This window comes from Pseudoflavonifractor sp. An44 (assembly GCF_002161675.1).
In the GTDB taxonomy this organism is placed as follows: domain Bacteria; phylum Bacillota; class Clostridia; order Oscillospirales; family Oscillospiraceae; genus Enterenecus; species Enterenecus faecium.
Genome location: NZ_NFIH01000039.1, coordinates 1 through 12846 on the forward strand (window position 1 = coordinate 1; position 12846 = coordinate 12846).

16 protein-coding genes are annotated in these 12846 nt (G+C 53.9%); 9 read left to right on the plus strand and 7 right to left on the minus strand.

Going from position 1 to position 12846, the window contains the following annotated elements; all coding sequences use genetic code 11:
* Positions 1–1643 (minus strand): VanW family protein (locus tag B5F98_RS12240; RefSeq protein ID WP_087373184.1); only part of this gene is annotated, 1643 nt, incomplete at its 3' end.
* A gap of 70 nt (positions 1644–1713) precedes the next feature.
* Between B5F98_RS12240 and B5F98_RS13030 the strand changes: the two genes are divergently transcribed.
* From B5F98_RS13030 to B5F98_RS12255, 3 genes are read left to right on the plus strand one after another with little or no spacing between them, the layout of a single operon-like run.
* Entirely contained in the window at positions 1714–1887 is a 174-nt protein-coding gene (locus B5F98_RS13030) for a hypothetical protein (protein ID WP_206418164.1), read from the plus strand.
* Positions 1884–3050 carry a 5-bromo-4-chloroindolyl phosphate hydrolysis family protein gene (locus B5F98_RS12250; RefSeq protein WP_087234491.1) on the plus strand — a complete coding sequence of 389 codons (1167 nt, stop codon included), beginning with the start codon at positions 1884–1886 and terminating at the stop codon, positions 3048–3050. The genes B5F98_RS13030 and B5F98_RS12250 overlap by 4 nt, the downstream gene beginning before the upstream one ends.
* Before the next feature lie 35 nt (positions 3051–3085).
* Positions 3086–4018 carry an alpha/beta hydrolase gene (locus B5F98_RS12255; protein ID WP_087373191.1) on the plus strand — a complete coding sequence of 311 codons (933 nt, stop codon included), beginning with the start codon at positions 3086–3088 and terminating at the stop codon, positions 4016–4018.
* A 290-nt stretch (positions 4019–4308) separates the two neighbouring features.
* On the opposite strand, the gene B5F98_RS12260 is transcribed toward B5F98_RS12255, so the two are convergent.
* Together B5F98_RS12260 and B5F98_RS12265 are read right to left on the minus strand one after the other, a co-directional pair.
* Positions 4309–4911, minus strand: coding sequence for a lysine exporter LysO family protein (locus B5F98_RS12260; RefSeq protein ID WP_143482813.1), 603 nt, complete (start codon positions 4909–4911; stop codon positions 4309–4311).
* Complete coding sequence (locus B5F98_RS12265) at positions 4908–5201, minus strand: hypothetical protein (RefSeq protein ID WP_087373194.1); 294 nt, start codon at positions 5199–5201, stop codon at positions 4908–4910. Before B5F98_RS12265 ends, B5F98_RS12260 begins: the two co-directional genes overlap by 4 nt.
* A gap of 160 nt (positions 5202–5361) precedes the next feature.
* On the opposite strand from B5F98_RS12265, the gene B5F98_RS12270 reads away from it, so the two are divergent.
* Positions 5362–5994, plus strand: a complete 633-nt coding sequence (locus B5F98_RS12270; RefSeq protein ID WP_087373197.1) for an HAD family phosphatase — start codon at positions 5362–5364, stop codon at positions 5992–5994.
* A 64-nt stretch (positions 5995–6058) separates the two neighbouring features.
* On the opposite strand, the gene B5F98_RS12275 is transcribed toward B5F98_RS12270, so the two are convergent.
* Both B5F98_RS12275 and B5F98_RS12280 read right to left on the minus strand, forming a co-directional pair.
* The gene (locus tag B5F98_RS12275) at positions 6059–6478 is read right to left on the minus strand and encodes a DUF3021 family protein (RefSeq protein ID WP_087373200.1); all 420 of its coding nucleotides are present in this window, start codon (positions 6476–6478) and stop codon (positions 6059–6061) included.
* On the minus strand, positions 6475–6924 hold the full coding sequence (locus tag B5F98_RS12280; protein ID WP_087373203.1) for a LytTR family DNA-binding domain-containing protein: 450 nt from the start codon (positions 6922–6924) through the stop codon (positions 6475–6477). Before B5F98_RS12280 ends, B5F98_RS12275 begins: the two co-directional genes overlap by 4 nt.
* 505 nt (positions 6925–7429) lie before the next feature.
* On the opposite strand from B5F98_RS12280, the gene B5F98_RS12285 reads away from it, so the two are divergent.
* The 5 genes from B5F98_RS12285 (at position 7430) to B5F98_RS12305 (ending at position 11896) form a co-directional block, all read left to right on the plus strand.
* Positions 7430–7651 carry a helix-turn-helix transcriptional regulator gene (locus tag B5F98_RS12285; RefSeq protein WP_087373207.1) on the plus strand — a complete coding sequence of 74 codons (222 nt, stop codon included), beginning with the start codon at positions 7430–7432 and terminating at the stop codon, positions 7649–7651.
* A 20-nt stretch (positions 7652–7671) separates the two neighbouring features.
* Positions 7672–9108: a zinc ribbon domain-containing protein gene (locus B5F98_RS12290; RefSeq protein WP_087373210.1), complete on the plus strand. Its 1437-nt coding sequence runs from the start codon at positions 7672–7674 to the stop codon at positions 9106–9108.
* 25 nt (positions 9109–9133) lie between these two features.
* A complete protein-coding gene (locus tag B5F98_RS12295) occupies positions 9134–10456 on the plus strand; it encodes an SPFH domain-containing protein (RefSeq protein WP_087373212.1) in 1323 nt (440 codons plus the stop codon).
* A gap of 9 nt (positions 10457–10465) precedes the next feature.
* A complete protein-coding gene (locus tag B5F98_RS12300) occupies positions 10466–11026 on the plus strand; it encodes a hypothetical protein (protein ID WP_087373215.1) in 561 nt (186 codons plus the stop codon).
* 129 nt (positions 11027–11155) lie between these two features.
* Complete coding sequence (locus tag B5F98_RS12305) at positions 11156–11896, plus strand: DUF4368 domain-containing protein (RefSeq protein WP_242961682.1); 741 nt, start codon at positions 11156–11158, stop codon at positions 11894–11896.
* Between the two features lie 79 nt (positions 11897–11975).
* On the opposite strand, the gene B5F98_RS12310 is transcribed toward B5F98_RS12305, so the two are convergent.
* Positions 11976–12626: an HAD family hydrolase gene (locus B5F98_RS12310; protein ID WP_087373219.1), complete on the minus strand. Its 651-nt coding sequence runs from the start codon at positions 12624–12626 to the stop codon at positions 11976–11978.
* 13 nt (positions 12627–12639) lie between these two features.
* Positions 12640–12846 (minus strand): hypothetical protein (locus B5F98_RS12315; protein ID WP_143482814.1); only part of this gene is annotated, 207 nt, incomplete at its 5' end.

Sequence of the window (12846 nt, forward strand, 5' to 3'; positions counted from 1 at the left end):
GGCTTGGGCGTAGGAGCCGGGGTGGGGTCTGGCTTGTTGGCGTCGGTGCCCTCGCCCCAGGGGCCGGAGTCGGCGGGGTTGTAGAGAATCACCTTGTCCCGCTTGGAGTAGCGGCTGGTGTTCTCGAAGGTGCGGGAGAGAAGCTTGCCGTTGGCGTCGTACACGCAGCGGTACACGTCCACCACCTTGCCGGTGTAGGGGGTGGTCTTCACCTTGGTGGTGCCGCGGGGAACGGAGGAGTCCGCCTCATAGACGGTGGTGTACTCGGTGGTGGAGCGGGTGTACCGCTCGGTCTTCACATAGGTGCCGCTGGGGTTGGTGCCGTAGATCTGGACGGTGAGCTTACCGCCGGAGACATAGGACACCAGCTTGATGGGGAAGTCGGTGTTGTTGCGGAACTTGAAGTCCAGGCTGGGGTAGTACACGGTGGCGTCCAGGCCGTCGGGCACATAGCCTACGGTAAAGGCGTGGTTGGCCCGGTGGACGATGTCCAGGTTGGCGTACACCGCGCAGTAGTAGATGGCAGAGGACACCTGGCACACGCCGCCGCCGTCCATGGCGACGGTCTGGCCATTGGAGTAGCCGGTGGAGGACTTGTAGCCGTTGGCCTGGGAGGGGTCTCCGATGGTGCCCAGGTAGGAGAAGGTCTCACCGGGCATGAGAATTTTGCCGTTGCAGGAGGAGGCGGCCAGAGCCACGTTATAGGAGCGGCTGGCCACGCCGTCCAGGTAACTGGTGTTGCTGGACAGCAGGTCCTGGTACAGCAGGGAGGCGGCCTGGCTCAAATTAGGCTGGGTGATGGTGACGGGGATGGAACAGGTCTCCCCGGGCTTGGTCTGTTCGATGATGCCCTGGGCCTCTTCCGGGTCGATGGAGCAGCCCATGACCATGGGGGTCAGGTTGCCGTTGGCGTCCTGGGTGGGGGCCTTGGGCTCCTGGTAGACCAGCTCACTGAGAATCTCCCCGGTGAGCTCGGCGCAGGGAATGGGCTTGGTCTCCACGGTCAGAGAGGTCTCTCCGGTGGCCAGGGCGTTGGAGATCTGCTCCAGCAGGGCGTCCTTGTCCACCTCGGCTCCGTCGGTGCCCATGGTGACTTTGAGAGAGTGATTCTCCAGCTTGTAGGTGAAGTCCACCGGGTCCTTGTGCATGGCCTGGGCAATCTGGTCGATGTACTCCTTCACCTGCTTCTCTCCCTCGGGAGTGAAGGAGGAGGAGGACAGGGACAGGGGGTCCGGGTCGCTGCCCGCACCCAGCCAGGCCAGGCCCAGGGAGAAGAAGCCCCGGGACTTCTTTTCCTCCATGCCGTACTCCACGGCGGCCTGGGGGTCCACATCCAGCAGAGAGCCGGAGATGGTCACCTTTTGGTCCTCCCCGTAGTTCAGGGTCAGCTCCAGGGTGTCCAGGTGCTCCTTCATGGAACTGGTCATATACTCCACCGCGGCATCCTGGGTCAGTCCGCCCAGGTCCAGGGTGACGGTCTGTGTGTGATTCTGGGCAATGGTGCCGGGGAGCAAACGGCCGTTGCCGCTGACCCAGGCGCACAGCCCGCAATAGGCTCCCGCCAGCACCAACACCGCAGCGCCGGCCACAATCCCGGCGATGATGGGGGGCGTGAGCTTTTTCTTGGAACGAACGTGCTCCATAGAACTTCCTCCAAATGTTGTTATCTGTAAGAGGTGCCAGGAATTGACCAGAATGGAATCCCCTTGCACCTTGGATATTGTAACACCAACCGGTGGCTGGTACAAGAACAATTCGGTTAAAAAGATTTACAATTTGTCATCGTTTTTGGTGGCTATTTACACCGGAGGAAAAGATGTATATAATGTGGGTGACAAGCAACCGGGCGGCAGGGGCCGTCTGGACGGAAAGGAATCTCAGGTATGAATGGTTCGTACAGCTATGGACAGGGGGGCGGGTACCACTATAACCCCAACCCCAAACGGCCCAGACGGGACGGAGACTGGGAGGATTGGCTGGGCATTGTGGTGCTCTTCCTTCTCCCCTTTGGCATCACCCAGGTCATCGCCGTGGTGTGGCTTGTGAGCAAGCTTCGGAATATGACCCGTCAGCAGGCCCAAAACTACGCCTTCCAGGCCAGACAGGCGGCGGAATTTGTCAAGGGGAAGGCGGGAGCGGCCTTTGGCGGCCAGACGCCGGTGAAACGAAAGGGCCTGGCCCCCGGCACCGTGAAAATGGTGGTGGGCGGCGTCATGGCCGGGATGTTCGCTCTGGGCACCATAGCCCAGCTGGCCACCTTTGTGGAGAGTCTGCGGTACGGCTTCTTTTTCGCTGACGAGCTGGTCAACGTGTTTGTCATGCTGGCGGGCTTTGGCGTGGGCCTGGGTATGCTCCTCACCGGGCGGGAGCAGCGGGGCCGGATGGAGCGATACACCAACTATCTGGCCTACATCGGAGCCAATCGCCAGGTGAGTCTGGCCCCCATGGCGGCGGCCATGGACGTGTCGGTGCGCCGCCTGACCCGGGATTTGCGCAAGATGCTGGCCACCCACGTGCTGCCCACGGGATATCTGGATTTGAAGGCGGGCAAACTGATGCTCACCGAGATGGGATACACCGAGCCGGAGCCGGAACCGGAGCCCCAGCCGGAGCCGGAGAAGAACCAGCAGCCCTCCCAGGAGGATGAGATTCTCCGGGAAATCCGCCTCATCAACGACCTGATTCCCGACCCGGTGATCAGCGCCAAGATTGACCGCATTGAAGAGGTCACCCACAAGATTTTGCAGTACCAGAAGACCCATCCCCAGCGCACCGAGCAGCTGCGCACCTTCCTCAACTACTACCTGCCCACCACCCTGGACATTCTCCGCTCCTATGCCCGCCTGGACGCCCAGGGGGTGGAGGGGGAGAACATCACCGCCGCCAAGCAGCGCATCGAGGGCATGATGGACAAAGTGGTGGAGGGCTTTGAAAAGCAGCTGGATAAGCTGTTTAGCTCGGACGCCATGGACATCGCCGCCGACGTGCAGGTTCTGGAGAACATGCTGAAAAAGGACGGCCTGTCTGGGGATAACATGAAGCTGGACTAACCGACCCCCAAAGGGGGAGAAGGGAGTGTGACTCCATGCAGCAGCCAGAAGTGATTTGGTTTCCCTCCTCGGACGGGGAACATCCATGTGCCGGATACCTGTGGCAGCCCCAGGGCCAGATAAGGGGCGTGGTGCAGATCGTCCACGGTATCGCCGAGCACATGGGGCGGTATGACCACTTTGCCCGCTACCTCAACGTCCACGGCTATGTGGTGTGCGGCGAGGATCACCTGGGTCACGGCAAGACGGGAGAGGCGGCGGGGCAGTTTGGCTATTTTGGTCGCCGGAACGGCTGGACACTGGCCACGGCCAATGTGCGCGCGTTCCGGCAGCTCATGGGAGAGAAGTTCCCAGGCGTCCCCTATATCCTGTTGGGCCACTCCATGGGCTCCTTTTTGACCCGCACCTATCTGTGCCGCTATCCCGGCACGGTGGACGGGGCCATCCTCTCGGGCACCGGGCAGGAGAGCCCCCTGCTGGTGGCCACGGGCCGCCTGGTGTCCACAGTGCTGGGGTGGTTGCGAGGACCCACCTGGGTCAGCCAACTGGTGTACAGCCAGTCCCTGGGGGTCTACAATCGGCAGTTTCGCCCCAACCGCACCACGGTGGACTGGATGTGCAGCGATGAGCGTATGGTGGACGCCTACCTCCAAGATCCGTTGTGCTCGTTTATCCCCTCGGTGGGGCTGTTCCGGGACATGCTGGGGGGCTTGCAGTACATCTCCAGTGAAAAAGCTCTGTCCCGCATGGACCCCAACACCCCCATCTATCTCTTTTCGGGAGATCAGGACCCGGTGGGAGCCAACGGGGCGGGGGTGCGCCGTGTGTACGGGTATTTTAAGGACCACGGTACCCGGGACCTGGAGCTGAAGCTGTACCCCGGCGCTCGCCACGAGACCCTCAACGAGACAAACCGCATGGAGGTCTATGCCGATGTTCTGGACTGGCTGGACCGACACTGTAAATAAAAACGATGCCGCACAGAGCAAATCTGTGCGGCATCGTTGCAGACTGTCGAAAAACTCATGTGTATGCAAGAAGAATATATTTTTTGCATCATTCCCAAAGCCCTCGGCAGAGTTTTCCCGCCCGGGGGCGGGAAAATAAATTAAAATTCGTTTTTTTCGGGGACATGTGCATCGGAAAAAACACTTCTCAGCCCGCAAGTGTGGAATCGGGTCGCCCTTTGACCCGATTCTGCATGCAGCGGGCTGCAACTCCTCTCAAAAATGCTGGCATTTTTGAGAAGCGTGTCGGCTTATGGGGTGGTGAAACACAGGGAGATGAGGATGGGGACGAAGAAGGAGCAGATGATGCCGTTGAGCACCGACAGCACCACTGTCTCCTCGTTGGTGTATTTCAGCATCACCGGGAGGGTGGTGTCCTCGCTGGTGGCTCCGGCGGGGGCGATGCAGGTGTAGTAGTTGAGTTTGATGGCCACCACGGGGATGATGATAAAGGAGAAAATCTCCCGCATCAGGTTGCTGAGAAAGGCCACGCTGCCCAGTTCAGAACCGCCAATCTGGCTGATGGTGGCGCCCGCCAGGCTGTACCAGCCCATGCCGCTGGCAATGGCCGCCCCCTGGCCCAGGGGAAGGTGGAAGATGGCGGCGCACACCAGACCGCCCACCAGAGAGCCCAGAATGATGCCAAAGGGAATGATGAAAATTCGGATGTGGTACTCCCGGATTTTTCGGAAGAGGCCCCGGTGCATCCCCACGCTGATGCCCACGGTGAACATCAGCAGATAGAGCACCAGGTCGGTGTGCTGGCTGAAAAAGGTGAGCAGGGGCAGTTCCAGCCCGGACAGGCCGTAGGCTAACCCCAAGAGCAGAGCCAGGATGGTGAACAGGACGATCATGCCTCTTCCTCCTTTTTATCCTGGTTGGGGCGCTTCATAAAGCGTTTGGTGAGGGCGTACACCACCACAATGGACAAAACGGTGGGAATGAGGAAGAAGAGGAAGCTCTGAGCGCCCAGGGTGAGCAGCTGGTGGAGAAATCCCTCTTTCCGGCCCAGCATGGCACCCATGGAGAAGATGAGCACCAGGGTGCACAGCAGGGACGCCCCCTCGTTCCAACGCTTGGCCTTCTGGGGGAACAGGAACCGACCCACCAGGATGCCCAAACACATGACCAATAAGATATCCATAAAACGCCTTCTCTCTCTCCCCGCTTCCCCACCCATGGACGGGAGCGGGGACGGTGTGGTATAATCAAGCAACACGGCCTTAGGCCGTGGCTAGGTCGCGAACCCAACCATCATAGCAGAAAAAGACCATCGACGCAAGATAGAGAGGATTTTCACACCCATGATCATTTTTGATTTGGACGGAACCCTCCTCCACTCCAACGATTTGTGGGTGGAGGTGGATTTGGAATTTTTGGCCCGTCACCACTGCCAGGTGACCAAGGAGTACGAGGAGCGGGTGACCCGTGCCACCTTCCCCTCGGCCGCTAGCTACACCCGGGAGTATTACCATCTGGACCTGACGCCCCAGGAGATTATGTGTGAGTGGGAGGAGCTGGCCGCTCACCACTATCGGGACCTGGTGGAGCTGAAGGCGGGGGCCCGGGAGCTGCTGGAGCAGTACCGCAGCCAGGGGGAAGCGCTGGCCCTGTTTACCGCCTGCCGCCCCAAGCTGTGCCAGCTGGCCCTGGAGCGCCACGGCCTGGAGCCCTACTTTGCCCACGTGGTGTACGCCGAGGAGCTGGGGCTGGAAAAGCACGACCCCCGGTGTTTTGAGGCCCTGAGCCACACCCTGGGGGTGGAGCCGGAGGGGTGCACCTTGCTGGACGATTCCCCCTTTAACTGCGCCACCGCCCGGGCTGCCGGGATGCACACCATTGGGGTGTATGACCCCTGCTATGCCAGCCGGTGGGCGGAGATGCCCCACAGCTGCCACCGGTTTGTGCACTCGCTGGGAGAACTTTTGGAGGGGTAAGACAGTCCAAAGCCCCCCTTGTGGTTCGGTTCATGATGAAGGGGCTTTTTTGGTGGCAGATACGTTATGACTCCATCCCAGAGTCCTTCTGCTGCTCTTGCAGTAGTTGGTTGAGCTCCTGGGCCAACAGCTGCTGGCGGCGGCGGAAATACCAGGTGAGAAAGAAGTACACCGCCAGAAAAATGAGGGAATAGGCCGCAATGCTGGGAAAGGTACAAGAGGCCCAGCGAAATAGAAGAGCCACGGGCAGAGAGACGGCGTAGAGAATGGCCGCCTCCACCACACAGTAGTGCAGCCAGCTTTTGAAATTCAGAAAGGACAGCAGCCAGTCGATGCCCTGACAGGCCACAATCCACCCCAGAACCTGGAAGGGAAAGGGGGAGACGGGCCAGCCAGAGAGCAGGTTGACGGCCAGAGAGCTTAACATAATCCCGGTAAAGCAGATGCAGATGGAGGGAATGCGGGCGAAGAAAAACTGTTTCATGATAGGCTGCCTCCTCTCAGTTTGCGGCGCAGGGTGTCAATGTAGTTGCGGGTAATAATGAGCTGTTCCCCGTTTTTCAGCACCGCTTTCAATCGGTGGTTGAAGTGGGGCTCTACGTGCTGCAAAAAAGCGGTGTTTATGATGCAGTTTTTGCTGATGCGCACAAAGGTGGTTTGACATAGTTTCTCTTCCAAGGCCGTCAAGGTCTCCCGGCACTGGTAGACCTGGGCTTTTTGGTAGAGAAACGTCTTTCCATCGGTGGAGTCCATATAGTAGATGCTCTCCAGGGGCAGATGAAACTCCCGCTGCTCCTGGTAGCCCACCAGCACAAAGCTGTATTGCCGGATGTGGGAAATGAGGGACTCCAGCCGGGCATCCAGGATGGGACAGCGGAGGATCACCTCTGTCTCAGCCAGTGCGGGGTCTTGCTGTATGGTGAGTTTCATGGAACGCTCCTTTCTTTCGTGGTGTGTGATACCATCATAGAGGGCGTGGGGGCAATTGACAACCCATGGGCCACTCAAATGCCCTGGGAAGGGATGAAATGCCAGAGAAACGAAAAACACCGGACGTTTACCCGTGTACCGATAAGACAGTAATTTGAAGAAATTGCGAAATCGGCATCTGTCAAACAGGATTGGACAACAAACAGACGGCATTCAACTTCGGTTGGGTGCCGTCTGTTTTTGTGTGCGTTTAAGGGCCGAAAACCGCTTACTTTTTGCCCTGTGGTATGTTTTGTGAAAGCGGCCCATACCCGGGTTCGTTTATTGCTGTTGGTCGATATGGCGGCGTAAAAGGAGATTTCCCTATTCATAAAGTCACCGAGCAAAAATCGCAAGAAATTGAGAACAAATGCTTACTAATTATCGAGTTCTCTTGATTTCTAAAGCGATTACCTGTATAATAGATATTGAAAGAGCCAAAATGCGGATTTAGAAAGAGTGTGCTATGAAAATAAGTTATAAAAAGTTTTGGATACGCTTGATTGAGAAAGAAATTTCTCCTGCTACACTCCGAAAAGATTTGAGCATTGCTACGGGGACGATGACAAAACTCAGAAAAAATGAAGAAGTCGCTCTTTCTGTCCTGTTACGCATTTGTGAGTATCTGGACTGTAATATTGGAGATATTTGCGATGCAGTGCGGATAGATGATGTTGAGCGTAAATAATTGCTTTGGGAGGGGACACAATGTCATTTTGTTCCAACTGTGGTCAGCCAATTGCCAACGGCGCAAAGTTTTGTTCTAATTGCGGAACTCCTGTTGATGCTTCTTCTGCAAACACTCAATCACAAAGGAAAACAGTATATGATGGAGTGATGCATAAGTGCCCTCATTGCGGGGAAATATTAAACTCTTTTACATCAATATGCCCAGCATGTGGATACGAATTACGGGGGACAGCAGCGACATCTTCTGTAGAAAAATTGTATAAAAATATTCAAGCGGCAAAGAGTGATAGCGAAGTTGTTCGATTAGTCAAAATGTTCCCAATTCCAAACAGCAGAGAAGATATTCTTGAGTTCATGGTGCTGGCGTCTTCGAATTTTAACGAAGACCATTACATGGCGCACATGGGTGAAGACAGCATATCAGACGCATGGCTCTCCAAAATAGAGCAGTGTCATAAAAAAGCCCGGTTGACCTTAAGTGATGAAGATATGCTCGAAGTCGACGAAATATATGAAGCCATAAAAGCCCGAGTTGCAGAAGCAAAGAAAAAGGCAAATCAGCGATATGTATCGCAACAATCGGAGGTAACTGCAAAAGAGTTTAAGAAAAGCAAATTTCGAATTGTCCTGGTAGCTTTTGCAGTTATCTCGGTGCTGTTTTGTATGCTCGCATTTCAAAACGGCAGGATACTTGCGGGCATTGTTTCCGCGCTCATGGTAGTTTTGTTTTTGACTGCCTTTTTGATGGGGAGCGGTGTCATTAACGAGCGAGTGCGAAATTTTCGATTAGTACCAGCGATACTTGCGTTTTTATTGTTTGTTCCGTATTTTTCATTGTCATCTAATCATGACGAGCAGATTCTCAACACAAACGATTACACAAGTTGGGGAGATATTCTGCTGAACGAATGTGCTCCCGAACCAATTATGACTTCCGCAAGAGTGATGACAAACTCAAATGAGAAATTTTATATTTATGACATCGAATGTTCTCAAAGCGATTATTATGATTATGTAAATGCTTGCAAGAAATTTGGATATGACTACGAAATTATTGAAGAGGACGAGACATCTTTTGAGGCATATAATAAAGACGGTTACCAGATAGATGTTAGCTATATAACAACTCTTAATATTGAAGTAAATGCCCCAATGAAAATGAGTCAAGTCGAATGGCCAAATAGTGATATTGCAGAACTAATTCCTCAGCCTAAATCGCTATATGGTAAAATTGAATGGGAACACGACTATGGGTTTGTAATTTACATAGGGAACACAACTTTGTCCGACTATGAGGAGTATGTTAATTCGGTATATGATAGCGGATTTAATATAGATTATAGTAAAGGTGACACATATTTTGGGGCTGATAATGCAGATGGCTATCATGTTAGCATTGATTACGAAGGCTTTAACACTATGTTTGTACGGATTGACGAGCCCGATGAAAAATAGTGCAAAGTAGTACATGGAGGTAAATATGGGGATATTAAAAAAACAATCAGCCGGGGGCTTCATGGACGAAATCCGCTGTGATGAGCCGTCGTATCTCATCTGGAAATGGCACCCAGCGGGAGCGCAGCCCGGAAATAACAACAGAGAAAACGCTATCCGCTGGGGTTCCTCCCTCCGGGTGAAGGACGGCGAGGTTGCCGTTTTCGTCTACCATCAGAAAAACGGCACCATGCAGGACTACATAGAGGGGCCGTATGATGAGACCATCAAAACGGCGAACTTTCCAGTCTTGGCGAGTATTGTCGGTCTGGCCTATGATGGAGGCACACCATTTCAGGCCGAGGTCTACTTTATCAATCTCGCCCATGTTGTTCAGGTGAAGTTCGGTGTTCCGTTTTTCGATATTTATGACCCACGGCTCGCAGACTTTGGAGTGCCTGTTGCGGTCAGAGGTACTGTTAGTTTCTGTATTGCTGATTATAGAGAATTTATCAAGCTGCACAGGTTGACCAATTTTAGCCTTGGTGACTTTCAGCGGCAAATTCGAGATGCGGTCAGCCGGTATGTGAAAGATGCGGTCGCCAACGCTCCCGCTGCCAACAATATTCCGGTCATTCAGATTGAAACCAAAACCGCACAAATCAATGATGCTGTGGAGTACGACATCGGCGAACGCCTGAAAGAATCTTTCGGCGTTTTGGTATCCGGGGTGGATATTGCCGCCATTGAGATCGACAAGACCAGTGAAGGCTATCGCCAACTGATGGCTGTTACCAGGGATATTGCTGCAACGAGGGTTGAGGCTGAGACGCAGGATTATGTAGAGCGTCTCCGTATCCAGCGTGAAGAAGGCCAGTATGCTATGCACAAGCAGACACAAACTGCCAACATTGGTGCTTTCCAAGTTGAAAAACAGGCAGAGGTTGGCGTTGCTGGCGCACAGGCTCTCGGTCAGATGGGAGCTAGCGGAGCTGGTGATGTCAATTTAGGCGGCAGTGGAGAAGGCTTCAATATGGCCACTATGATGGCAAGCATGGCTGTTGGCGGTGCTGTCGGTCAGAACATTGCCGGTGCTATGAATAATATGATGGGTGGTATCAATCAGCAGACAACGCCCGGCGCTGTACCTCCTCCTATTCCTGCTGTGGCATATCATGTGGCGGTCAACGGACAAGCCACGGGACCGTTTGATATTTCTGTGTTGACACAGATGGCAGCCGCAGGACAACTTACCGCTGATAGCTTGGTTTGGAAAAATGGAATGGCGCAATGGGCAAAGGCGGGAACGGTTGACGAACTTAAAAATCTGTTCGCAAACGCCATGCCGCCTATTCCTCCAATTGAGTGAGGTTTGATTATGGCCATTGATGGACTTTACATATCAGGATATTTCTCTGATAATGATAATTCTATGTTATCCGCTTACGCTGATGAACTCCAAGAAAAAGGATTTCGTTTTTATGTAAGAAATCTTTCTGGCACTATGATGCAATCGGCGTTTGATTTTGCAGACTTCGAGTTAATTGCCGTTGCATACGAGGTATTACAACAGTTCATCCTTAATGGTGGATATGATGCGACAAAATACTTTTTCAAAAAGCTGTGGCTGAATATTACCAAAAGTCGCGAGAGCAAAATACCTTTTACAATTTCTATTGAGGGGATACCAACTATAAACGGTGCTGAGACAATAAAATGCAAAATACAAGGTCAACTGTCGGATGAGCAGAAAGAAAAGGCACTCGATAAAGTTTTTTCTTTGGCACATCAAGTTGAAAATCATCAATATCAGTTGATGGAAAAGAATCAATATTATAACGCTCTGAATGGGCATCTGTTCAGATATGATTTATCAGATGATACTCTGCATGAAATAGACATTGTAGCAGAAGTAAAAAAGAACTCACAGAAACAATAACACCCGTAGTGCTCAGCCAATTATCCCGAAATTGTTCAAGGGTTTGGGATGTTCCCCAACAAGAAAGCGCACGAATGGGTACCGCCGTGCGCTGTTTGCCAGATATGAAAATCGCAGTGTGTACATAAGGTGCAGGAAATCCGGCAGCAACGCCATCGCAGAACGGCAACGGGCAAGAGCAATATGTTCTCCGGTCTCGTGTTCTGCAATGACTGCAAACAGAAGCTGTACTACTCTACCACAAGCTACTTTGAAAAGCGGCAGGACTTCTTTATTTGTTCCACCCATCGGGCAAACAAGGACAAGTGCAGTGGGCACTATATCCGCGCCGTTGTGCTGGAACAGCAGGTCTGGAAACACATCCAGGAGGTTATCTCGGTAGTCACCCGCTACGAGGCTTACTTCCGTGCAGAGATGGAACAGAGGCTCCGTGTCCAGAGTGAAGAAACGATACGGATACATAAAAAGCGGTTAGCGCAGGCTGAGAAACGCATCAGCGAGTTAGACCGCCTTTTCATCCGTATTTACGAGGATAATGTAGCTGGACGGCTCGATGACGAGAAATTTGCCATGATGAGCACGAACTACACCCAGGAGCAAGCCGACCTCAAAACAGAAGCTAAAAGTCTGCAACAGGAAATTCAGGAACAGGAACGACAGGCAGAGAACTTAGAGCAGTTTATCTATCGAGTACACAAAAACAGCACCCTCACGGAGCTGACCCCATATGCGCTTAGAGAGCTTGTAAAAGCGGTTTATGTGGAGGCACCGGATAAGTCCAGCGGCAAGCGCAAACAGAGGGTACATATCGAATATGACCTTGTGGGCTACATTCCCGTGGATGAACTGATAAAAGCGGAACAGGCATGACCGAAATCATGCCTGTTCCAAGAAATTTACATATTACTGTTTTACGACCACCGAGCATTCCATCCGGTGTTTTGTCCTATCATTGGGGTTTGGTGCAGTGCTCCAACAGGTACGCCCCGCATTTCTCCACCCGGTCGAACACGTTGCCGGGGTTGCGCTGCTCCAAGGCCTGGGTGACGCCGTCCTGCCAGGCCGCCGACAGGCAGGTCACCCCCACCTGGTCGCAGGAGTCCACGTCGGTGGCGGTGTCCCCGATGTAGCAGAACTCCTCCGGGGTCAGCTGGTATTTGTCCAACAAGTAGCGCAGATGGTCCACTTTATTGGGGGCCACATCCGAGCCGCACAGCACCTCGTCAAACACGTCGGCAATGCCGAACTGTTTGAGGGAGATGCGGCAGGTGGGGGTTCCCTTTCCCGTCACCAGCACCAGGGGAATCCCCCGGTCCTTCAAGGTGTGCAGAAGCTCCCGGATGCCGGGGAACAGGTCGGGCACCACCTGGGGGTGGAGCCGCTCATACTCCCGGCAGTAGTCGGCCACCCCGGCCTCCCACTGGTCCCCCGCCAGAATCTTGGCGATGCCCACCTCATCCAGGCCAAAGGTGGCGGTGATCTCCTCTTCGCTGAGGGTGTGCCCGGCATAGGGAGACAGGGCCAGGCCGAAGGCCTGAATGCACAGGGGCAGGGTGTCGGCAATGGTGCCGTCCAGGTCAAAACCAATCATGCGGAACATGGGAAAACCCTCCTTATACTTTGGTCAAGTGCTGGCTGGCGGATTTCAGCATCAGCCGCTTGGTGCCCACGGTGTCGAAGGCGATCTCCACCAGGGCGTCGCCCCCCATCTTCTGCACCGACAGCACCAGGCCTCGTCCAAAGGCCTTGTGCTGAACGCTGTCCCCCTTCTGCAGGGAGAGCGCTGGGGCGGAGGCGGTGGGATAGGGCTTGCCGGGGGT